This window comes from Polaromonas sp. YR568, assembly GCF_943371715.1.
GTDB lineage: Bacteria > Pseudomonadota > Gammaproteobacteria > Burkholderiales > Burkholderiaceae_C > Polaromonas.
In genome coordinates, this window is the sequence record NZ_CALRVW010000001.1 from 285521 (window position 1) to 308176 (window position 22656).

Annotated in this window: 19 protein-coding genes; 10 read left to right on the forward strand and 9 right to left on the reverse strand. The window is 64.8% G+C overall.

Features of this window, described 5'->3' with window-relative positions; all coding sequences use genetic code 11:
• Nucleotides 1-355 precede the first annotated feature (355 nt).
• From AAG813_RS01345 to AAG813_RS01355, 3 genes are all read right to left on the reverse strand, one after another.
• Nucleotides 356-1672 (reverse strand): glycerate kinase, encoded by a 1317-nt coding sequence (locus AAG813_RS01345; protein ID WP_341911026.1) that lies wholly within the window; start codon nt 1670-1672, stop codon nt 356-358.
• A gap of 88 nt (nt 1673-1760) precedes the next feature.
• A complete protein-coding gene (locus AAG813_RS01350; protein WP_341911028.1) occupies nt 1761-2717 on the reverse strand; it encodes a tripartite tricarboxylate transporter substrate binding protein in 957 nt (318 codons plus the stop codon).
• 42 nt (nt 2718-2759) lie between these two features.
• Nucleotides 2760-3854 carry a tartrate dehydrogenase gene (locus AAG813_RS01355; RefSeq protein WP_341911030.1) on the reverse strand — a complete coding sequence of 365 codons (1095 nt, stop codon included), beginning with the start codon at nt 3852-3854 and terminating at the stop codon, nt 2760-2762.
• A gap of 100 nt (nt 3855-3954) precedes the next feature.
• Here AAG813_RS01355 and AAG813_RS01360 point away from each other — a divergent pair, with 100 nt between their 5' ends.
• Nucleotides 3955-4902 carry a LysR family transcriptional regulator gene (locus AAG813_RS01360; RefSeq protein ID WP_341911033.1) on the forward strand — a complete coding sequence of 316 codons (948 nt, stop codon included), beginning with the start codon at nt 3955-3957 and terminating at the stop codon, nt 4900-4902.
• Here AAG813_RS01360 and AAG813_RS01365 read toward each other — a convergent pair.
• The 3 genes from AAG813_RS01365 to xdhC form a co-directional block, all read right to left on the reverse strand.
• On the reverse strand, nt 4844-5524 hold the full coding sequence (locus AAG813_RS01365; RefSeq protein WP_341911035.1) for a heme-binding protein: 681 nt from the start codon (nt 5522-5524) through the stop codon (nt 4844-4846). The genes AAG813_RS01360 and AAG813_RS01365 overlap by 59 nt on opposite strands.
• A 176-nt stretch (nt 5525-5700) precedes the next feature.
• The gene (locus AAG813_RS01370; protein WP_341911037.1) at nt 5701-6942 is read right to left on the reverse strand and encodes a urate hydroxylase PuuD; all 1242 of its coding nucleotides are present in this window, start codon (nt 6940-6942) and stop codon (nt 5701-5703) included.
• A 130-nt stretch (nt 6943-7072) separates the two neighbouring features.
• A complete protein-coding gene (gene xdhC, locus AAG813_RS01375) occupies nt 7073-7879 on the reverse strand; it encodes a xanthine dehydrogenase accessory protein XdhC (RefSeq protein ID WP_341911039.1) in 807 nt (268 codons plus the stop codon).
• 149 nt (nt 7880-8028) lie between these two features.
• On the opposite strand from xdhC, the gene AAG813_RS01380 reads away from it, so the two are divergent.
• Complete coding sequence (locus AAG813_RS01380) at nt 8029-8538, forward strand: hypothetical protein (protein WP_341911041.1); 510 nt, start codon at nt 8029-8031, stop codon at nt 8536-8538.
• A 109-nt stretch (nt 8539-8647) separates the two neighbouring features.
• On the opposite strand, the gene uraH is transcribed toward AAG813_RS01380, so the two are convergent.
• On the reverse strand, nt 8648-9001 hold the full coding sequence (uraH, locus tag AAG813_RS01385) for a hydroxyisourate hydrolase (protein WP_341911043.1): 354 nt from the start codon (nt 8999-9001) through the stop codon (nt 8648-8650).
• 88 nt (nt 9002-9089) lie between these two features.
• Between uraH and AAG813_RS01390 the strand changes: the two genes are divergently transcribed.
• From AAG813_RS01390 to AAG813_RS01420, 7 genes are all read left to right on the forward strand, one after another.
• Nucleotides 9090-9755, forward strand: a complete 666-nt coding sequence (locus AAG813_RS01390) for a GntR family transcriptional regulator (protein ID WP_341911045.1) — start codon at nt 9090-9092, stop codon at nt 9753-9755.
• Between the two features lie 8 nt (nt 9756-9763).
• Nucleotides 9764-10714: an allantoinase PuuE gene (gene puuE / locus AAG813_RS01395; RefSeq protein ID WP_341911047.1), complete on the forward strand. Its 951-nt coding sequence runs from the start codon at nt 9764-9766 to the stop codon at nt 10712-10714.
• Nucleotides 10715-10716: 2 nt separating this feature from the next.
• Nucleotides 10717-12501, forward strand: coding sequence for a 2-oxo-4-hydroxy-4-carboxy-5-ureidoimidazoline decarboxylase (uraD, locus tag AAG813_RS01400; protein WP_341911049.1), 1785 nt, complete (start codon nt 10717-10719; stop codon nt 12499-12501).
• Entirely contained in the window at nt 12494-13726 is a 1233-nt protein-coding gene (locus AAG813_RS01405) for an ArgE/DapE family deacylase (protein ID WP_341911051.1), read from the forward strand. Before uraD ends, AAG813_RS01405 begins: the two co-directional genes overlap by 8 nt.
• Nucleotides 13727-13903: 177 nt before the next feature.
• Nucleotides 13904-14947, forward strand: a complete 1044-nt coding sequence (locus AAG813_RS01410) for an ABC transporter substrate-binding protein (protein ID WP_341911054.1) — start codon at nt 13904-13906, stop codon at nt 14945-14947.
• Between the two features lie 125 nt (nt 14948-15072).
• Complete coding sequence (locus AAG813_RS01415) at nt 15073-15915, forward strand: ABC transporter ATP-binding protein (protein WP_341911056.1); 843 nt, start codon at nt 15073-15075, stop codon at nt 15913-15915.
• A gap of 1 nt (nt 15916) precedes the next feature.
• Complete coding sequence (locus AAG813_RS01420) at nt 15917-16684, forward strand: ABC transporter permease (protein WP_341911058.1); 768 nt, start codon at nt 15917-15919, stop codon at nt 16682-16684.
• Nucleotides 16685-17336: 652 nt separating this feature from the next.
• On the opposite strand, the gene AAG813_RS01425 is transcribed toward AAG813_RS01420, so the two are convergent.
• On the reverse strand, nt 17337-17825 hold the full coding sequence (locus tag AAG813_RS01425; RefSeq protein ID WP_341911060.1) for a DUF1854 domain-containing protein: 489 nt from the start codon (nt 17823-17825) through the stop codon (nt 17337-17339).
• Nucleotides 17826-17835: 10 nt separating this feature from the next.
• Nucleotides 17836-20172 carry an ABC transporter ATP-binding protein gene (locus AAG813_RS01430; protein ID WP_341911062.1) on the reverse strand — a complete coding sequence of 779 codons (2337 nt, stop codon included), beginning with the start codon at nt 20170-20172 and terminating at the stop codon, nt 17836-17838.
• A 201-nt stretch (nt 20173-20373) separates the two neighbouring features.
• On the opposite strand from AAG813_RS01430, the gene cphA reads away from it, so the two are divergent.
• Nucleotides 20374-22602 carry a cyanophycin synthetase gene (gene cphA / locus AAG813_RS01435; protein ID WP_341911064.1) on the forward strand — a complete coding sequence of 743 codons (2229 nt, stop codon included), beginning with the start codon at nt 20374-20376 and terminating at the stop codon, nt 22600-22602.
• Nucleotides 22603-22656: the final 54 nt, after the last annotated feature.

Below are 22656 nucleotides of genomic sequence, written 5' to 3' on the forward strand. Positions count from 1 at the left end.
GGGCTGGGCCGAGGAGCACAGCCGAAAGCGGATCAGGACGAGCGATTGTCTGAGCGCAGCGAGTTCGAGCTCGACCCCGCTTTCGGCGAGCACCGGAGGCTGCCCGCAGCGAAGCGGAGGGACCCAGACCATCGGGTCGCCTTTCTTTTGGGTACTTTTCTTTGGCGAAGCAAAGAAAAGTGCCTCGCCCGCCGGGGCGAGACCCGGCTTGCTGGAAGCCCCACTGAAACACAAGCTTGTCAAGGCTTCGACAGGCTCAGCCCGAAACGGCGGTGATCATCGAACATGGATCCCGGATCAAGTCCGGGATGACAGCCATTTCTGCCCACAGCCCTTACACATCAAGCGCAAGCAGCTACAAAATCAATAGCGCCCGGAAATCGTTGACATTGGTATGGGTCGGTCCGGTGACGACCAGATCGCCGAGCGGTTCGAAGTAGCCATAGGCGTCGTTGCGGTCCAGGAAGCCGTTGATCTTCATGCCCTGCGCCAGCGCGCGCGCCAGCGTGTCGGGCGCCACAAAGGCACCGGCGTTGTCTTCCACGCCGTCGATGCCGTCGGTGTCCGCCGCCAGCGCGTACACACCGGGCTGGCCCTGCAGCGCCAGTGCCAGCCCCAGGCAGAACTCGCCCGCCCGCCCGCCACGGCCTTTGGTCGCACCCGCCTGCAGGGGCCGGACCGTCACCGTGGTTTCGCCGCCGCTCAGGATCACACAGGGTTTGCTGAAGGGTTGGCCCCGGAGCGCCACCGCACGCGCCAGCGCCGCATGCACCTTGCCAACCTCGCGCGACTCCCCTTCCATTTCGTCGCTGAGGATGTGCGCGTCCAGGCCCGCCGCGCGCGCCGCGGCCGCGGCGGCCTCGAGCGATTGCTGCGGCGTGGCCATCATGTGGACCTCGTGGCCGTCAAACGCCGGGTCGCCGGGCTTGGGGGTTTCCAGCGCCCCGCTTTCCAGTCGCGACAACACGTCCGCCGGCACGTCGATGCCATAACGTTTCAGGATGACCAGCGCGTCGGCACAACTGCTGGCATCGGGAACGGTCGGGCCGCTGGCAATGATGGATGGACCGTCGCCCGGCACATCGCTGATGGTCAGCGTGACCACACGCGCCGGCGCGCAGGCCGCGGCCAGGCGACCGCCCTTGATGCGCGAGAGGTGTTTGCGCACGCAGTTCATCTCGCCGATGTTGGCGCCGCTGTTGAGCAGCGCCTTGTTGATGCGCTGCTTGTCTTCCAGGCTCAAGCCTTCAGCCGGCAGCGTGAGCAAGGCCGAGCCGCCACCGGAGATCAGGCACAACACGAGGTCGTCGCGGGTCAGGCCTTGCACCATGGCCAGAATGCGCTGCGAGGCGGCCAGGCCGGCCGCGTCGGGCACCGGGTGGGAGGCCTCGACCATCTCGATGCGCCGCGGCAGACCTTCGGGCCGCGGCGGAATGTGGTGGTAACGCGTGACGACCAGCCCTTCGAGCGGCGCATCTGCCGGCCACAGCGCTTCAACCGCCTGCGCCATCGAGCCACCGGCCTTGCCGGCGCCGATGACAATGGTCCTGCCCTTGGGCGGTGACGGCAGGCAGGCGGCCGTGTTGTGAAGCGGCATGGCACGCGTGACCGCGGCCTGGTAAAGATGCTCGAGAAACTGGCGCGGATGGGTAGCAGGATGGGGTGCAGTCATTCAATGTCTCCTGCCCCGTATTGTGCCGCCGTAACCCGCCGGTAACCCACTGCCTGACAGCGCAGCTACCAGCGGCTCGACGGTCTGTTTACTTCTTGCCCAGCCCCAGCCGCTGTGCGCTTTCGGTGTACAGCCGCGTTTTTTCCTTCATGAACGCGTCCATCTGGTCCACCCCTACGTTGACCAGCTCGAAACCGCTTTTGGCGGCAAGCTCCTTCATCTCCGGGTCATTGTTCAGGGCGGCCCACATGTCCGAAATCTTCTTGCGGGTCTCGGGCGGCGTGCTGCGGGGCACACCGATGCCGCGGTAGGCTCCGTCCACCCAGTCCACACCGAGTTCCTTGAACGTCGGCACATCCGGCATCAGCGGATGGCGCTTGTCCATGGCCACCGCCAGCGGGCGAATCCGGGTCTTGTTGTTGATGGCAAACGCGGTGTAAGTCATTGCACCGTCCACCTGTGCGCCCATGACCGAGGTGGCCATGTCGCCCGTGCCCTTGAACGGCACATAAATGGTCTTGACGCCGAAGGCCGCATTCATGCGCTCGTGCGCCGCATGGTTGGCCGAGTTCTGGCCCGAGCCGCCCAGACTGAGCTTGCCGGGGTCGGCCTTGGCCGCCTTGATGAAGTCAGCGAAATTCTTGATCGGGCTCTGCTCGGGCACCACCAGGATGTCGGGTGTGTAGTGGAACCAGAAAACCGGCGTGATGTCCTGCGTCTTGTATTGCACCAGGCCTTCGATCGGCTGGAACACGATGTGCGGCAGATTCACGCCCACGATGTTGAGCCCGTCGCCGGGCAGGGTGTTCATCTGCGACCACATCAGCGCGCCGCCGGCACCGGCCTTGTACTGGATGATGGTCTCGATCGCCGCGCACTTCTTTTTCAGCACCATCTGCTGGTGGCGCGCCGACAGGTCCGACTCGCCGCCAGGCGGAAACGCCTGCCAGTACTGCAGATTCTTGTCCGGGCAGGCCTGCGCCATGACGGCGGGCGCTGCGGCCAGACAGGCGATGCCTATCCATTGTCTGATGTCAACTTTCATGCTGCTGTCTCCTTGTTATATGAAATGCCACGGGAAAAAAGTTCAGGCCGCGCGCGCCTGCTGTTGTGTGCCGCCCTGGGCGAGCAGCGCACACACAGCGGCGGTGACCTGTGCGGTGGTGGCCTTGCCGCCGAGGTCGCGCGTGTGCAGGGCCGGGTTGGCGGTGACGGCCTCGATAGCCTGCATCAGCTGCTGCGCCGCCACGTGTTCACCGAGGTGCTCAAGCAGCATGACGCAGCTCCAGAAGGTGCCGACCGGATTGGCCAGGCCCTGGCCCATGATGTCGAAGGCCGAACCGTGGATGGGCTCGAACATCGAGGGGTAGCGGCGCTCGGGGTCGATGTTGCCGGTTGGCGCAATGCCCAGGCTGCCGGCCAGTGCCGCCGCCAGGTCGCTCAGGATGTCGGCGTGCAGATTGGTCGCGACGATGGTGTCCAGCGAGGCCGGGCGGTTCACCATGCGGGCGGTGCAGGCGTCCACCAGTTCCTTGTCCCAGGTCACATCGGGGAACTCCTTGCTGATCTGCAGAGCGATCTCGTCCCACATCACCATGGCGTGGCGCTGGGCGTTGGACTTGGTGACCACGGTCAGCAGCTTGCGCGGACGCGACTGCGCGAGCTTGAAGGCGTAACGCATGATGCGTTCGACACCGGCGCGCGTCATCATCGACACATCGGTGGCCACCTCGATCGGATGGCCCTGGTGGGCACGCCCACCGACGCCGGAATATTCGCCCTCGGAGTTTTCGCGCACGATGACCCAGTCCAGGTCTTTCGCCGCGCAACGTTTGAGCGGCGCGTCGATGCCGGGCAGGATGCGCGTGGGTCGCACGTTGGCGTACTGGTCGAAGCCCTGGCAGATCTTCAGGCGCAGGCCCCAAAGCGTGATGTGGTCGGGAATGTGCGGGTCACCCGCCGAGCCGAACAGGATGGCGTCCTGGCCGCGCAGGGCGTCCAGGCCGTCGTCGGGCATCATCACGCCGTGTTCACGGAACCAGTCGCCGCCCCAGCCCAAAGAGGTGAAAGCGAAGCCGAAATTCTGTGTGGCGGCCAGGGCCTGCAGCACCTGCTGGCCGGCCGGGACGACTTCCTTCCCAATACCGTCGCCCGGGATGCAGGCAATCTTGTAAACCTTCATGACATGTCCTTGAAATTTGAACCAACAGGGATGGACTCTAGCGCTTGCCCGATTCAACACAACGCCTTAAAGTTATTGCATTGTTTACTTTGAGTTAATAATGAGCACACCGGCCTCCGCTCCTTCCGAGATGGCGTTTTTCAGCCTGCTGGCGCGCAGCGGCAGCTTCTCGGCCACGGCGCGCGAGCTCGACGTGACCACACCGGCGGTCAGCAAACGCCTGGCGCTCATGGAAGCGCGGCTGGGCGTGCAGCTGCTGAACCGGACCACCCGCCGCATCAGCCCCACGCCCGAAGGCGAGATCTACCTCAGCCATGCGCGGCGCATCCTGGCCGAGATCGACGACATGGAACAACTGGTGTCCAGCGCGGTGGCGGTGCCCAAGGGCCTGCTGCGTGTCAACGCCACGCTGGGGTTTGGGCGCAGCAATATTGCGCCGCTGATCTCGGACTTTGCCCGGCTTTATCCCGAGGTGCAGGTGCAGCTGCAGCTGACCGTCAACCCGCCAGCGCTGACGGAAGACGCGTTTGATGTCTGCATACGGTTTGGCGAGCCGCCCGACGCGCGGGTCATGGCCCGGCTGATTGCGTCAAACCGGCGCCTGATCTGCGCCGCACCGGCCTACCTGGCGCAACACGGCACCCCGCAGACCCCGCACGATCTGGCGCGGCACAACTGCATCGGCATTCGCCAGGGCGACGAGGCCTACGGCATCTGGCACCTGGCGTCAGCGCGGCGCACAGAAAGCGTGAAAGTACGAGGCAGCCTGAGCACCAACGACGGCGAAATCGCCGTCAACTGGGCGCTGGCCGGGCACGGCATCGTGATGCGCGCCGAATGGGACATCGCCAAATACCTGCAAAGCGGCCGGCTGGTGCAAGTGCTTGAAAACTACCAGACGCCCCCCGCCGACATTCATGCCGTGTACCCGCAGCGCCACCATCTGTCAGGCCGGGTGCGGGCGTTTGTGGATTTTCTGGCCGGGCGGTTCAAGGCGCGCTGGCCAGATGTAGCCAGATCTCATTGCGCCGCAAAAACCAGGGGGTAAATGGCGCGTTGTAGCGGGAGTACATGGGCTCGCCTGTCCAGACCAGGTTGGCACCGCGCAAGGCTGCCTCCAGCTGGTTCAGGTGCTGTGTGTAGTTGTCATCAGACCAGAAGCCGGAATAACGAATGACCGCCATGCGGCTGGGCGTTATATCCCGCAGCGTGACCCGCGCGTCCAGCGGTTCGGGCGCGCTGGCCATGGTGACCCCCTTGGGTAAAACGAATTGCACCCGGAAACCACCGGGCGCCGCCGTCTGGGTGACGGGCGCGGTCATTTCCAGCTTGACCGGCTCGGCAGCCTGTGTCACCGGCGCGGTCATGGCAAATTTTCTCTCGCCCTTGTTTTTTCCAAAGATATAGCCCGCCAGGATCGGAAAGGCCGTGTTCCCGGCCTCCGCCGCGGGCCCGGGCACCACCACTTGCGCAACGGTGTAGGCGGCATATTCCCGAATCTCGACATCGCCGAGCTTCTGGATGACCTGGTAGTCGGGTTCTTCGGTGGCGTGGCTGGTCATGGGCAATGCGAACAGGACCAGACTGAGCAGCACAAGCCCTGCCGTAACGCCGATGGGCCAACGGCGCCAGGCCCGTGCGCCGTTCTGAAAGGGATGGTCTGCCAGCATGGTCGTTGCTCTGGATGTTTGAAGCATTCCAGTATGGCTGATTCATCAGACACGAAAGCTGGATCGGCGCAGCGCGAGTGATCCCTGGGGGTATTCGGCGGTGATGCGCGCGCCAACGCATGCTGGGGCCGGTTCACACGCTGGATGCAGGTGCGAACCGCCCGTGGTGCGGATCGCTATGGGGTTTTGGCCCCAGCTTCAAACCACTGCTTGACGAGCAGGCGTTCCGCCTCGGTGATGCCGGTGGAATTGTTCATCGGCATGGTTTTGCTGACCACCACCTGCTGGTAGACCGCCTGCGCATGCTGCCTGAGCAGCGCCGGCGAGTCGAGGCGCACGTTTTTCATCTGCACCTGCGCACCGTGGCACAGGTAACAGCGCTGTTCCAGCACTTTCTGCAGATTCATGTAGTCATTTTGGCCTGCAGCGCCCGTCAATCCTGCGCCACCAGCTATTGAATTCGTAGCAAGCCCGGCGCTGGCGGGCTGCGGCGGCGGCTTCATCCAGACGATGGCGCCGAGGATCAACGCCAGCCCGACCAGCGCATAAGGCAGCGGGTTGCCGTTGCGGCCCAGCTTGTAGCCGTGGCGCATGACAAAAAACTGGCGGATCAGCGCGCCGGCCAGCATCATCACAATCAGCACCAGCCAGTTCTGCGGGTGGCTCCAGGTGAAGCTGTAGTGGTTGCTCAGCATCGCAAACAGCACCGGCAGGGTGAAATAGGTGTTGTGCACGCTGCGCTGCTTGCCGCGCTGGCCGTGCACCGGGTCCACCGGCTCGCCGGCCTTGATGCTGGCCACCACCTTGCGCTGGCCGGGAATGATCCAGAAGAAGACGTTGGCGCTCATGGCGGTGGCAATCATGGCGCCCACCAGCAGAAAAGCGGCGCGTCCCGCAAACCAGTGGCAGGCCAGCCAGGACGCCACGCACACCAGCAGCAACACCAGCGCGCCGACGATGGCATCGCCGTTTTTGCGTTTGCCGAACAGCTGGCAGATGCCGTCGTAAAGCATCCAGAACACCACAAAGAAGGACAGCGCCACGCCGATGGCGGCGCCGGGCGACCAGTCCATCAGCGATTTGTCGACCAGGTAGGTGCCGGCGTTCCAGAGGTAGGAGACGGTAAACAGCGCAAAACCGGTGAGCCAGGTGCTGTAGCTCTCCCAGTAAAACCAGTGCAGGTGGGCGGGCAGCGTGGGCGGCTTGACCGCAAACTTGACCGGGTGGTAGAAACCGCCGCCGTGCACGGCCCAGAGTTCGCCGCTGACACCCTGGCGCTGAAGGTCTTCGTCAACCGGCGGCGTCAGGCTCGAATCGAGAAAGACAAAATAAAACGAGGAGCCGACCCAGGCGATGGCAGTGATGACGTGGACCCAGCGCAGCAGCAGGTTGGCCCAGTCGAGAAAGTAACTTTCCATGTCTCAACCTATGCAGCGACGCGGCGCTGCCTTGTGCAAGCTGCTCACCACTGCGGGCGCTGTAAGCAGACAAAGGCCACGAACAACAAAAAGTGCTCCGCTGCGACCGAATCGCAAAAGTGTATGCGATCTATGCCCTGCCGGCACGCAACAACTGTGCCGCGACGGACACGGCAATCACTTCGGGCTCCTTGCCGGGGATGCCGGGCAGGCCGATCGGGCAGGTCACGTGTCCCAGTTCTTCGGCGCTGAAACCGCGCGCCTCCAGCCGGTGCCGGAAGGTCGCCCATTTGGTCTTGCTGCCGATCAGGCCGATATAAGGCAGGTCGCCCCGCTCGCGCTGGCGCCTGAGGCATTCAGCCACGATGTCCAGGTCTTCGGCGTGGCTGAAACTCATGATCAGCACCCGCGACTGCGGCGCCAGGCCCGTCACTGCGCGCTGCACCGGGTCGGAGTGTTCACACACCACGTTGTCCGGCAGCGCCTCCGGGAAAATGCCGTCGCGGCTGTCGATCCAGCTCAGTGCAAACGGCAGGCGCGCGAGCACCTGCACCAGCGCAAAACCCACATGCCCGCCCCCAAAAAGCGCAACAGGCTGTAAATTTGTATCCAACCGGCGGCGCAGGCCCGGCACGTCGTCGGCCCCGACCGCTTCAAAGCGCAGATGGACCACCCCGCCGCAGCATTGCCCCAGCGACGGACCAAGCACAAAGCGGCCAACCGCCTCACCCGGCAACCCCTGCAGGCGTGCACGCGCTCTCGCCATCGCTTCGTATTCCAGGTGGCCGCCGCCTATGGTGCCAACCGCCGTGCCGGCAAAAACCGCCATCCAGGTGCCAGCCTCGCGCGGCACCGAGCCTTCGGTGGCGCTCACCTCGACCAGCACGGCCGGCTCCAGCGCCAGCTTGGCCAAAAACAAATCCTTGAGCTGACTCACGGTAGAAACCCTCTGATACACGGCCCCCGGTGAGGGTCCGCAGAACGCATAATTCAGCTTTGAGGCAGCGGGTTTCTGTTACACCATCGCGCCTCGGCCAGACTGCACAATAGCAGCCGCCACCGTCCGGCAACTACACAAGGATACGTATGCCTGAGTCTTCACACCGCCGCTTCTGGCTTGTGGCCTTGCTTTCAACCGTGGCGGGCGCCCTTGTTTCGGCCTGCAAGTCCGCACCCCCATCGGCGGCGGCACCCGAGCCAGCCGCACCCTCCCCGGTGATCGGCCCGATCTCCGGCGCGGCCGGCTCAGCGCGCCAATCGGCGGCACCGAATGCACGCGCCTACCGCCAAAGCGGCGCCAGCCACCTTTACGGATTGCATGCCAACCGCATCTACAAGGGGAGAATGCCGCCCCTGCTGTACGCCATCGGTGTGCTGAATGTGGAAATCAACCAGGTCGGCAACGTGACCCGCCTCGACTGGATGCGGGCCCCGCGCCATGCGCCCGAGGTGATTGCCGAGATCGAGCGCATGATCAAGGCTGCATCGCCTTTTCCGGCGCCGGTGCGGATTGGCAAGGTTGTCTACACCGACACCTGGCTCTGGCACAAAAGCGGAAAATTCCAGCTCGATACGCTGACCGAAGGACAGGATTAAGCTCCCACGATTGTCGCTGCGTGTACTGCGCTGACCCCCGAGGGGCGCTGCGCCTGCGAACTGGCAAAGCCGGATCCGCGGCCCCTGCTTGGCGAGGAGATTGGCCGGCTCAGGACCCGCGGTAAGTGGAATAACTCCAGGGGCTGACCAGCAGCGGCACGTGGTAATGCTGGCTGGTATCGGCCACGCCGAAATCCAGGCTTACCCGGTTCAGGAAATTCGGCTCCGGCAGCGTCACGCCGCGGGCTCGAAAATACCCCGCCACGTCGAACACCAGCCGGTAAGTGCCGCGCTGCAAGCTGCTGTTGTCATACAGCAAGCCATCGGGATTGCGGCCGTCGCTGTTCAAATGGAAGGCTTTCACCAGCGTGGCCTGGTCGCCGTCGGTGGTGTACAGCTCGACGAACATGCCGGCCGCTGGCGTGCCGTGCATGGTGTCCAGCACGTGTGTGCTCAGGCCCATGTCAATTCCTTGTTTGCGGTGCATCGGTCCCCCCGATGGTCTACTGAAAGTGTATACACTTTTGGGCTTTCCGACTATCATTTGCGCCATGGAATCGTCCACCACCAGCGCCATTGTTGAAGCCCTGACCAAGGCGATTGTGGAGCACCGGCTGCACCCGGGCACCAAGCTGGCCGAACAGAAACTGGCCGACCATTTCGGCGTTTCGCGCACGCTGGTGCGCCAGGCCCTGTTCCAGCTGTCTCAAAACCAGCTGATCCGGCTAGAACCCGCGCGCGGCGCCTTTGTCGCGGCGCCTTCGGTCAACGAGGCGCGCCAGGTGTTTGCGGTGCGCCGCATGCTGGAGGCCGAGATGACCCGGGCGTTTGTGCGCAGTGTCACACCGGCAAGGATCAAGGCCCTGAAAGAACATGTGGCGCAGGAAAAAATGGCGGTGGACCGGCAGGATGCGCCTGGGCGTACCGAACTGCTGGGTGACTTTCATGTGCGCATGGCCGAACTGATGGGCAACGAGGTGCTGGCGCAGATGCTGGGCGACCTGATTTCGCGCTGCTCGCTGATCACACTCATGTACCAGAGCGCCAGCGCCGCCGAACACTCGCACGAAGAACACGCCGAAATCGTGAGAGCCCTGGCCGCCAGGGACGAGGAGCGGGCCGTGCGCCTGATGGATGAGCACCTGACGCATGTCGAGGAAAACCTCAGCTTTGACCGTCCGATGCCGACCAACGATATTTCCATGGCCCTGTCCTGAACCTGAGCATGACCACCTACGACACCACCCTGCCCTACCCCAGAGACCTGGTGGGCTACGGCCGCACGCCGCCGCATGCGCAGTGGCCGGGCCAAGCCCGCATTGCCGTGCAATTCGTGCTGAACTACGAGGAGGGCGGCGAAAACGCCGTGCTGCATGGCGACGCCGGCTCGGAGCAGTTTCTCTCCGAGATGGCGAATCCGCCCAGCTACCCGGAACGCCACCTGAGCATGGAAGGCATTTACGAGTACGGCTCGCGGGCCGGCGTCTGGCGTCTGCTGCGCGAGTTTGAAAAGCGCCAGCTGCCACTGACCGTGTTCGGCGTCAGCATGGCCCTGCAGCGCCACCCCGAGCTGACCGCCGCGTTTGTCGAGCTGGGCCACGAAATCGCCTGCCACGGCCTGCGCTGGATCAACTACCAGGGCGTGGACGAAGTGGTCGAGCGCGAACACATGCGCCTGGGCCTGGACATCATCACGCAGATGACCGGCCAGCGGCCGCTGGGCTGGTACACCGGCCGCGACAGCCCGCGCACGCGGCGGCTGGTCGCCGACGACGGCCAGCTGGCCTACGACAGCGACTACTACGGCGACGACCTGCCGCTGTGGATGAAAGTGGCGCGCACCGATGGCACCGTGGTGCCGCGGCTCGTCGTGCCCTACACGCTGGACACCAACGACATGCGTTTTGCCCTGCCTCAGGGCTTCTCGCAAAGCGACGACTTTTTCACCTACCTGCGCGACAGCTTCGATGCGCTGTATGCCGAGGGTGACCCGAACGGCCTGAACGCGCCCAAGATGCTCAGCATCGGCATGCACTGCCGCCTGCTGGGCCGGCCCGGCCGCATCGTGGCGCTGCAGAAATTTCTCGACCATGTCCAGCAGCACGAGCATGTCTGGATCTGCCGCCGCATCGATATTGCACGCCACTGGCAGCACGTCCACCCCTTCAAAGAATGACCATGTCCCTGACCCTTGAACAACTGAACGCCGCACCAGCCCCTGAAGCCGCGGTCTGGCTGGCCGGCCTCTACGAACACTCCCCGTGGATCGCCGACGCTGCGCTGGCGCAGCGCCCCTTCCGGTCGCTGGCTCACCTCAAAAATCTGATGGCCGGCATCGTCCGCGAAGCCGGCCGCGAGGCCCAGCTCGCGCTGATCTGCGCGCACCCCGAGCTGGCCGGCAAGGCCATGGTCAGCCAAACACTGACCGCCGAGTCGACCAACGAGCAGGGCAAGGCAGGCCTCACGGACTGCACACCCGACGAGTTTGCGCGCATCCAGGCGCTTAACACCGCCTACAACACGCGGTTCGGCTTTCCCTTCATCCTCGCCGTGCGGGGCCCGCGCGGCACCGGGCTGAGCCGGCAGGAGATCATCGCCACCTTCGAGCAGCGCCTGGCCAACCACCCCGACTTCGAACTCGCCGAGGCTTTGCGCAACATCCACCGCATCGCCGAGTTGCGGCTCAACGACAAATTCGGTGTGGAGCCGAGCCTGGGCAACCAGGTCTGGGACTGGCAGGAACAACTGAGCGCTTTCAGCGACCCGGGCTACCTGGAAAAAGGCCAGCTCACGGTGACCTACCTCACCGACGCGCACCGCGCGGCCGCCCGGTTGATTGAACAGACCATGCGGGACAGCGGCTTCGACGAGGTGAACGTGGACGCGGTCGGCAATGTGGTGGGCCGCTACAAGGCGGCCGTGCCCGGCGCCAAAATCCTGATGACCGGATCGCACTACGACACCGTGCGCAACGGCGGCAAGTACGACGGGCGTCTCGGCATTTTTGTGCCCGTGGCCTGTGTGGGCGAACTCTCACGCGCCGGCAAGCGCCTGCCTTTCGACTTTGAAGTGATTGCCTTTGCCGAAGAAGAAGGCCAGCGCTACAAGGCCACTTTTCTCGGCTCCGGCGCATTGATCGGCCAGTTCAATCCGGCCTGGCTGGACCAGACAGACGCCGACGGCATCAGCATGCGCGAAGCCATGCAACACGCCGGCCTGCCGGCCACGCTGGAGGCCATCCGCGCGCTGCAGCGCAAGCCGGCCGACTACCTGGGTTTTGTCGAGGTGCACATCGAGCAGGGCCCGGTGCTCAACGAACTCGACATCCCGCTGGGCATCGTGACCTCCATCAACGGCGGCGTGCGTTACACCTGCGAGGTCACCGGCATGGCCAGCCACGCCGGCACCACCCCCATGAACCGCCGGCGCGACGCGGCCTTGGCCGTGGCAGAACTCGCGCTGTATGTGGAGCAGCGCGCGGCGCGCGACGGCGACTCGGTCGGCACCATCGGCATCTGGACGGTACCCGGCGGCTCGACCAACGTGGTGCCCGGGCGCTGCCAGTTCACGCTGGACCTGCGCGCGCCCAACGATGCCCAGCGCGACGCGATGGTGGCCGATGTGCTGGCCGAACTCAAAACCATCTGCGACCGCCGTGGTGTCCACTACAGCACCGAACAAACCATGCGCGCCGCAGCAGCGCCAAGTGCCCCGGACTGGCAACAGCTCTGGGAAAAGGCGGTGGACAGCCTGGGCGTTCCGCTGTACCGCATGCCCAGCGGCGCGGGCCACGACGCGATGAAGCTCCACGAGGTGATGCCGCAGGCCATGCTGTTTGTGCGTGGCCAGAACTCCGGCATCAGCCACAACCCGCTGGAAAGCACGACCAGCGACGACATCGACCTGGCCGTCCATGCTTTCCAGCACCTGCTGAACCAATTGTGCGGACCCCACCATGACTGATGACGAAAAACTGGATGCCTGGGTGGACGCCCACTTCGACGAGGAAGTGCGTTTTCTGCAGGAACTGATCCGCGTCCCCACGCCCACGCCGCCCGGCAACAATGCCCCGCATGCCGAACGCACGGCCGAGCTGCTCCACGCTTTCGGTTTTGAAGCGGAAAAACACAAGATTGCGCCGGTCGAGGTCAAGGCCTATGGCCTGGAGTCCCTGACCAACCTGATCGTGCGCCGCCGTTACGGTGAAGGCCGGACCATCGCCCTGAACGCCCACGGCGACGTGGTGCCGCCCGGTGAAGGCTGGACCCAGGAACCCTATGGCGGCAAGGTCGTGGACGGCAGGATCTACGGCCGGGCCTCGGCCGTCAGCAAGTCCGATTTCGCCACCTACACGTTTGCCGTCCGCGCGCTGGAGGCACTGGGCATCCCGCTGCACGGCAGCGTGGAACTGCATTTCACCTACGACGAGGAGTTCGGCGGGGAAATGGGTCCCGGCTGGCTGCTCAAGAACAAGCTCACCCGGCCGGACTTGCTGATCGCTGCGGGTTTCAGCCATGAAGTGGTCACCGCCCACAACGGCTGCCTGCAGATGGAAGTCGCGGTGCACGGCAAGATGGCCCATGCCGCCATTCCCGACACCGGCGTGGATGCACTGCAGGCGGCGGTGCACATCCTCAATGCGCTGTATGCGCAGAACACGCTGTACCAGAAGATCAGCTCCAGGGTCGAGGGCATCACCCATCCCTATCTGAATGTCGGCCGCATCGAAGGCGGCACCAACACCAACGTCGTGCCGGGCAAGGTGATGTTCAAGCTGGACCGCCGCATGATTCCCGAGGAAAAACCGGTTGAAGTGGAACGCGAGATCCGCAAGGTGATCACCGAGGCCGCTAAAGAGTGCGAGGGTGTCCGTGTCGAGATCAAGCGCCTGCTGCTGGCCAACGCGCTCAAGCCCCTGCCGGGCAACCAGCCGCTGGTCGACGCGATCCAGAAGCATGGCCAGGCCGTGTTCGGTGAACCCATCCCGGCGATGGGCACACCGCTGTACACCGATGTGCGCCTTTACGCCGAGGCCGGCATACCCGGCGTGATTTACGGCGCCGGGCCACGCACGGTGCTCGAGTCCAACGCCAAACGCGCCGACGAACACCTGGTCCTTGACGACCTGCGCGGCGCGACCAAGGTGATTGCGCGCACCCTGCGCGAACTGCTGGCGCCCCCGCCATGAACGCCTGGCGCGCGCCAGCCATCCTCATGCTGCACGGTGCGGGCCGGTTCAGGGGATATCCCGATGGCTGCGCCGTGCACCCGACCCACAATCAGGGGTGCACATGGTGCCTCCAGACACCAGCCGGGCATTTTTCTTGCTTGACGTGATACATCCCTAACATTCCCTGGAGCACCCATGACAAAACGCGCTTTCATCAAGACCTTCGCCGCCCTGGCCGTCACGGCCGCCACCGCGGTGTGCGGCAATGCCTACGCCCAGAACACGCCCATCAAGTTCCAGCTGGACTGGCGCTTCGAGGGCCCGGCCGCGCTGTTTGTCACGCCCGCCGCCAAAGGTTATTTCAAGGACGCCAAACTCGACGTGACGATTGACGCCGGCAACGGCTCGGGCGGTACCGTCACCCGCGTCGCGTCGGGCAGCTACGACATGGGTTTTGCCGACCTGGCCGCGCTGATGGAATTCCACGCCAACAACCCCGACGCCGCCAACAAGCCGGTCGCGGTGATGATGGTCTACAACAACACGCCCGCTTCGGTGATGGCGCTGAAAAAGTCCGGCATCAAGACGGTCGCCGACCTGAACGGCAAAAAACTCGGCGCCCCGGTGTTCGACGCCGGCCGCCGCGCCTTTCCGATTTTTGCCAAGGCCAACGGCATCAGCGGCGTGCAGTGGACCGCCATGGACCCGCCACTGCGTGAAACCATGCTGGCGCGCGGCGATGTGGATGCCATCACCGGCTTCACCTTCACCTCGCTGCTCAACCTCGAAGCGCGCGGCGTGAAAGCCGAGGACGTGGTGGTGCTGCCTTACGCCGACAACGGCGTCAAGCTCTACGGCAACGTGATCATCGCCTCGCCGAAAATGATCAAGGACAACCCGGCCGCGGTGAAAGCCTTCCTGCTGGCCTTCACCAAGGGCGTGAAGGAAGTCATCGCCAAACCGGCGGCCGCCATTGAAGACGTCAAGGCACGCGACGGCATCATCAACACCGCGCTCGAAACACGCCGCCTGCAGCTGGCCATTGACACCGTGATCAACAGCCCCGACGCTCGGGCCGAAGGGTTCGGCCAGGTCAGGGGCCCGCGCCTGACACTGATGGCCTCGCAGGTGTCCGACGCCTTCAACACCAAGACGCGCGTCAATGCCGACAGCGTGTGGAACGGTTCCTTCCTGCCCACGGTGGCCGAACTCAACGTCCTGCCCGCGGCGAAGAAGTAACTGCAAAGTACGGCGCCTGCCGGCGACCCGCGCCGGCAGACACCTTGAACGGCACGGCCGGCGTTTCCCTGAAATGCCGGCCGTTCTCCTGAGTGTCCCGAGCGAATCACAAAATTCAAAGATCCATGCAAGCACATCCCGACGGCCATTTTGTTGACTTCAGCGACGTCTGGCTCGCCTACAACGACGAGTTGCTGGCGCAAAACCACTTCGCCGTGGAAGCGATCGACCTCAAGGTGCGCGAGGGCGAGTTCATTGCCATCGTCGGACCCTCGGGCTGTGGCAAATCCACCTTCATGAAGCTGACCACCGGCCTGAAAATGCCGTCGAAAGGCCGCATCACGATCGACGGCCAGCCGGTCACCGGCCCGCTGAAGATTTCCGGCATGGCTTTCCAGGCGCCTTCGTTGCTGCCCTGGCGAACCACGGTGGACAACGTGCTGCTGCCGCTGGAGATCGTCGAGCCCTTTCGCAGCCAGTTCAAGTCCAAACGCAAGGAATTCGAGGAACGCGCGCGCAAGCTGCTGCAGAAGGTCGGCCTCGGTGGTTACGAGGACAAGTTCCCGTGGCAGCTGTCGGGCGGCATGCAGCAGCGCGTGAGCATTTGCCGCGCACTGATCCACGAACCCAAGATGCTGCTGCTCGACGAGCCCTTCGGCGCACTCGACGCCTTTACACGCGAGGAGCTCTGGTGCATCCTGCGCGACCTCTGGACCGAGCAGCGTTTCAACGTCATCCTGGTCACACACGACCTGCGCGAGTCGGTCTTCCTGGCCGACACCGTGTATGTGATGAGTAAAAGCCCGGGGCGTTTTGTCGTCAAACGCGAGATCGACCTGCCGCGCCCGCGCGACCTCGAGGTGACCTACACCCAGGCCTTCGGCGACATCGTGCACGAGCTGCGCAGCCACATCGGGGCCATCCGCACGCCCGTCATCAACCCGGTTCCCGCCGCTGAAGGCACATAGCATGAGCAAAAAACAGATTGAACGCTGGTCCCCGTTTGTGCTGCTGGCAGCCATCCTGGCGCTGTGGCAAGGGGTGGTCATGGTGTTCGGCATCGCCGAATACATTTTCCCCGCGCCGCTGGCGATCGCCCAGTCCATGGCCGAGTTCGCCGGCCCGATCGCGCAGGCCGCCTGGAAAACCTTCTGGGTCACCATGGTCGGCTTCGGCCTGTCCATCGTGGTCGGCGTGATGCTGGGTTTTCTGGTCGGTTCCTCGCGCCTGGCCTATGCCGCGGTGTACCCGCTGCTGGTCGCCTTCAATGCCGTGCCCAAGGCGGCGATTGTGCCCATCCTGATCGTCTGGTTCGGCATCGGCGTCGGCCCCGGCATCCTGACCGCCTTCCTGATCTCGTTTTTCCCGATCACCGTCAACATGGCGACCGGCCTGGCCACGCTGGAGCCGGAGCTGGAAGATGTGCTGCGCGTGCTCGGCGCCAAGCGCTGGGACGTGCTCGTCAAGGTCGGCCTGCCGCGCTCCATGCCCTACTTCTACGGCTCGCTCAAGATCGCGATCACGCTGGCCTTTGTCGGCACCGTGCTGGCCGAAATGACCGCTGGCGACTCCGGCATCGGCTACCTGATGCTCAGCGCCGGCTCGCAGCAGCGCATGGCGCTGGCTTTTGCCGGGCTGGTGGTGATCGGCGCGATGGCGATGATCATGTACGAGCTGTTCAGCTACATCGAGAAACACACGACGGGCTGGGCGCACCGGGGGACGCAAGGCGGTTGAAGCCGCCCAGCCTCTGAATTTAAGCATCAAATTGGTCGCCAGCCCATGTCCTGCTTGCGCTAGCAGCTATTGAATTTGTAGCGCCGTCAGGATCACGCTGTGCCTGCGGGTCATTCTGGACAGTAGTTCCAACTCCCCACTCCCACCCCTAACCCCTCCCTCGCCCCGCTGGGCGATGGAGGGGGACTTCATTTGGCCGCATGTGCTGCGCTCGTGTGAACACATGACCGTCTCTTGGAATTCCCGATGAAGGCGCGCTTTACGCGCCTTCATCTCCGGATTTTGTTCCCCGTATTGGCTTTAGCCCCCACCCTTCTGTATGCGCCGAGGAGCGCAGGCAAAAGCGGATCAGGGCTTGCGATTGTCTGAGCGAAGCGAGTTCGAGCAAGACCCCGCTTTTGACGAGCACCGCAGGTTGCCCCGTAGCGCAGCGAAGGGGACGCAGACGGCAGGGTCGCCTTTTCTTTGGTGACTTTCTTTTGGCGAAGCAAAAGAAAGTTACTTGCCGCCGGGCAACCCCCGGCCAACAGGCATACGCGGACCCAAAGGCTTGAAGGAAGCACGGCTTCGACAGGCTCAGCCCGAACGGTGGCGGTCATCGAACATGGATCCCGGATCGTGTCCGGGATGACAGCCCAAGGCCGGGGCTGTCCTAGAGAAACCGTTCCAGCAACCGCCGCGACGCCCGGTCCAGCGCCCCCATGTCCTTCACACTGAAGTGAACGCCATGGCCGGCGGCAATCAGCAGCGACTCGCGGTTCAGGCGGCGGATGTCTTCCTCGCCCTTGAGCACAAACGAGGTCTCGCCGCGGTCGGTGTCCACGACCCAGGTGCTGGGTGTGCCGAAGCTCGACACGCTGATGAGTCGCGTGACCTCGGGCACAAAGTCGCGCAGCGCGAGTTCTTCCTCGAGCAGGCTGCGTTGCGGCTGCGGCACCTCCTCCAGCCGATCCAGCCAGACCAGTTCATGACCCTCGCTGCTGATCAGGGAAATGCCTTCATCGGGCGCGGCAATCGGGAAAGCGCGCACCGGCACCACGCCCAGGTGCTGCTCACCGTTGTCTGCCACCAGCAGCAGCTGGCCCGAGGCGTGCCGCTCCAGCTGAAAGGCGGGGCTGGCTGAAGTGGGGGTGGTGGTCATGCGGACTCCTTCAGACATGGCCGTTGTGCTGGGCGGTATGGGCCACCTGCGAGGTGGCCAGGGCGATGCGGCCTTCTTCGGCATCGACATTGCCCTCGCTGTCGACCTGGCGCGCCTGGGCTTCGTAGAGCCGCCAGTAGGCGCCCTGCTTCGCCATGAGTTCGTCGTGGGGTCCGACCTCGACCACCTGGCCGCGGTCCATCACCACCAGCCGGTCGGCCTTGCGCAGGGTAGACAGGCGGTGCGCGATGGCAATCGTCGTGCGGCCCTGCACCAGGTTGTCCAGGGCTTTCTGGATTTCCTGCTCGGTCTCGGTATCCACCGAGGAGGTCGCCTCGTCGAGGATCAGGATGCGCGGGTCGATCAGCAGCGCCCGCGCAATCGAGATGCGCTGGCGTTCGCCGCCCGACAGGCCCTGGCCGCGCTCGCCGACCAGCGAGTCATAACCCTGCGGCAGGCGCAGGATGAACTCGTGCGCATGGGCGGCACGGGCCGCGGCCACAATCTCGGCGCGGCTGGCGCCCGGCTTGCCGTAAGCGATGTTTTCGGCGATGGTGCCGAAGAACAGAAAGGGCTCCTGCAGCACCAGGCCGATGTTGCGCCGGTAGTCGGCCACGGTGAAGCGCCGGATGTCGGTGCCGTCCACACTGATGCTGCCGTCGGTCACGTCGTAAAAGCGGCAGATCAGGTTGACCAGGGTGCTTTTGCCGGAGCCGCTGTGACCAACCAGGCCGATCATCTCGCCCGGCTGGATGGTCAGGTCCAGGCCGCGGATCACCGCGCGGTTGCCGTAACGAAAGCCCAGGCCCGCCATCTCGATGCGGCCCTGCATGGGCGCCATGGGCACCGGGTTGGCCGGCTCCGGCACATTGGAGGCGTGGTCGAGAATGTCGAAAATGCGCTTGGCGCCGGCCGCCGCTTTCTGCGTGACCGAAACAATACGGCTCATGGAGTCCAGCCGCGTGTAAAAACGGCCGATGTAGGCGATAAACGCCGTCAGCACACCCACCGTGATCTGCTGCTTGGACACCAGCCAGATGCCGAAGGCCCAGACCACCAGCAGGCCGATTTCGGTCAGCAGCGACACCGTTGGGGTGAACAGCGACCAGACCTTGTTGAGCTTGTCGTTGACGAGCAGGTTGTGGCGGTTGGCGTCCCGAAAGCGCTGGGCTTCACGCTTTTCCTGGGCAAAGGCCTTGACCACGCGGATGCCGGGAATGGTGTCGGCCAGCACATTGGTCACCTCGGACCAGACCCGGTCGATTTTCTCGAAACCGGTGCGCAGGCGGTCGCGCACCGTGTGGATCATCCAGGCGATGAAGGGCAGCGGCAAGAGGGTGACCAGCGCCAGCCAGGGGTTGATCGAGAACAGGATGGCGGCGGTCATCACGATCATCAGCACGTCGGTCGCAAAGTCGAGCGCGTGCAGCGACAGGAAGACATTGATGCGGTCGGTTTCCGAGCCGATGCGGCTCATCAGGTCGCCGGTGCGTTTGCCGCCGAAATAGTCCAGCGACAGCTCCAGCAGGTGGTCAAAGGTGGCCGTACGCAGGTCGGCGCCTATGCGTTCGGACACCAGTGCCAGCAAATAGGTGCGCGCCCAGTTCAGCGCCCAGCCGAGCAGCGCCGCCGCCAGCAGGCCGCCCAGGATGGCCAGCACCTTCCAGGTCTCGATCTGCTGGCCGTTCTGGAACGGGATCAGGATGTCGTCCATCAGCGGAATCGTCAGGTAGGGCGGCACCAGGGTGGCGGCGGTGGAGGCCAGGGTCAAAAAAAACCCGGAAAGCAGCTGCCACTGGTAAGGCCGGGCGAAGCGCCACAGGCGCAGCAAGACCCAGGTGGACGGCGGCGTGTGCAGTTCGCGGGCACAGGTCGGGCACTCGTCGCTGTCCGCCGGCAGCGCGGTATCGCAAAAGGGGCACAGGGCCATGTCGTCACCGGCAGCAGCGGCGCCGGGCGCCAATTGCTGCTCGAACAGGCGCAGCAGCCGCAGCGCCTGTACATTGACCGCCAGCGTAAAGCGCCAGCTGGCCAGTCGCTGGGCCCCCTGGTGAAGTTCCAGCGTGCCGACACCGGCATGATCGAAATGACGCAGGGACAGGGGCGGCAGCTGGCTGGCGGCATCCGCCGGGCGCAAGGGCCAGCTGGCCCACAGGCCGGTTTCCGGGTCGCGGGCCATCAGGCGGCGGTCGGTCAGTGCCAGCAAACCGCGGGAAAAGCGAAGTTGCTGATTCAGGTCAACCAGCACCGTACATAACACGTTCTCATGGTTTGCGAGTTGCGCGCGCAGGTCTGTCTGCGCTGGACCAGCCTCGCTGGAGGCGTCGACCGGATGAGAATGTTGCATTGTGATGTGGAAGCCGTAAAAACCGGTGCCCCCTAAACAGTGGGGTCAAATAGGGGATTTTCGCCCAATCCGGGCCGGCTGATGCAAGATTCGGCCACCGGACCGGAAAACCTGCCCGAACAAACAGAAACGCCCGTTGTGGGCGCTTATTCAGAAAAGAACGTTGCCCCGGCCCGGCCGGTTGACCGAATCCAGAAAAACATGAGCAAACAGGACGACATCCAGCTTCTGCGCATCAATTACCTGCGCGGCCCCAACATCTGGACTTACCGCGCTGTGCTGGAAGTCTGGATGGACCTCGGCACCCTGGAGGACTTCCCCTCCAACCGGTTGCCGGGCTTCAGCGACCGCCTGGTTGCGCTGCTGCCGGCCCTGCTGGAGCACCACTGCGGCGTCGGCGAGCGCGGTGGCTTCATCCAGCGGCTCTACGAAGGCACCTGGGCCGGCCATGTGCTGGAGCACGTCGTCATCGAATTGCTGAACCTGGCGGGCATGCCCACCGGTTTCGGCCAGACCCGCAGCACCTCGAAGCGCGGCATTTACCGCATGGTGGTCCGCGCGCGCGACGAGCAGGTGGCGCGCAGTGCGCTGGCCGAGGGCCACCGCCTGCTGATGGCCGCCGTCAACAACGAGGCCTTCAGTGACGCCGAGCTGCAGGCGGCCGTCGGCCGCGTGCGTGACAAGGTCGACGAGTGTTACCTCGGCCCCAGCACGGCCTCCATCGTCGCAGCCGCCACCGAGCGCCGCATTCCGCACATCCGCCTGAACGACGGCAACCTGGTCCAGCTGGGCTACGGCGCCAGCCAGCGCCGCATCTGGACGGCCGAGACCGAACTCACCAGCGCGATCGCCGAAGGCATCGCCAGCGACAAGGACCTGACCAAAAGCCTGCTGGCTTCCTGCGGCGTGCCCGTGCCCGAAGGCGAAATCGTCGACAGCGCCGAAGCCGCCTGGGAGGCCGCGCAGGAGATCGGCCTGCCGGTGGTGGTCAAGCCCACCGACGGCAACCACGGCCGCGGCGTGTCGCTGGACCTCACCACCCGCGAACAGGTTGAAGCGGCTTTCCAGGTGGCGGCGCCGCAGGGCAGCGAAGTGATGGTCGAGCGTTTTGTGCGCGGCCACGAACACCGGCTGCTGGTGGTGGGCGGCCGGGTGGTCGCCGCGGCACGCGGTGACACCGCGACGGTCCGCGGGGACGGCCGCGCCAGCGTGGCCGAACTGGTCGAGGCGCAGCTCAATACCGACCCGCGCCGCGGGGCCACCGAAGACTTCCCGCTCGGCCTGATCGAACTCGACAAGGACGAAGCCATCCTGCTGGACCTGCAGCGCCAGGGACTGAGCCCCGCCTCGGTGCCGGAGGCACGGCGCCAGGTGCTGATCCAGCGCAACGGCAATGTGGCGATTGACTGCACCGACGAGATCCACCCCGACGTCGACCATATCGTCTCGCTGGCTGCCCGCGTCGTCGGTCTGGACATCGCTGGCGTGGATGTCGTGGCGCAGGATATTTCCAGGCCCCTGCATGCCCAGGGCGGCGCCATTGTGGAAGTCAACGCCGGCCCCGGCTTGCTGATGCACCTGAAGCCGGCCGAAGGTGCGCCGCGGCCGGTCGGCCGCGCCATCTGCGACCACCTGTTTCCCGAGGCGCCCGAAGGCACGCACAGCGGCCGCATTCCCGTGGTTGGCGTGGCCGGTTCGGCCGGCACGCACCATGTGGCGCGGCTGGTGGCCTGGCTGCTGCAGCTGTCAGGTCGGCACACCGGCCTGGCCTGTCGCGACGGCCTGTACCTCGACGGGCGCCGCCTGGATGCCAGTGACTGCACACACTGGGAGGCCGGCCAGCGCCTGCTGATCAACCGTGCCGTGCAGGCCGCCGTGTTCGAGAACGGCGCCGCCACGATTTTGCGCAGCGGCCTGGCCTATGACCGCTGCCAGGTCGGCGTGGTCACCGATCTCGGGGGTGCCGGGGCGCTGGGTGAATTCGACGTGGCAGGTGAAGAACAGATGTTCAAGGTCATGCGCTCGCAAGTCGATGTCGTGCTGTCCGACGGTGTGGCCGTGCTCCATGCCGCCGATCCGCTCATCGTCGAGATGGCCCGCCTGTGTGACGGCGAGGTGATCTTCTACGCCGCCGACCCGGGTTTGCCCGCCATCGCCATGCACCTGGACGGCGGCGGCCGAGCTGTGTTCATGCGCCAGGGCCAGGTCGTGCTGGCCACCGGCGCCAGCGAAGCCTTCCTGCCCGGTCTGGACAAGCTGGCCGTCTGGCAGGGCCGGCATGTCCCCACCGCCGAAGACAGCCTGCTGGCTGCCATTTCAGTGGCGTGGGCGCTCGACATTCCGCTCAACCTGATCGGTGCCGGCATCGAAGCCTTCAACCTGGAGACGGCTGCCGACCGCTCCACCCGGGAAGAAAAGGTCGCCTCATGAACACCTTGAACACCTTGAAAACCGACGCCCTCGCAACACGTCCCTCCCGTGACC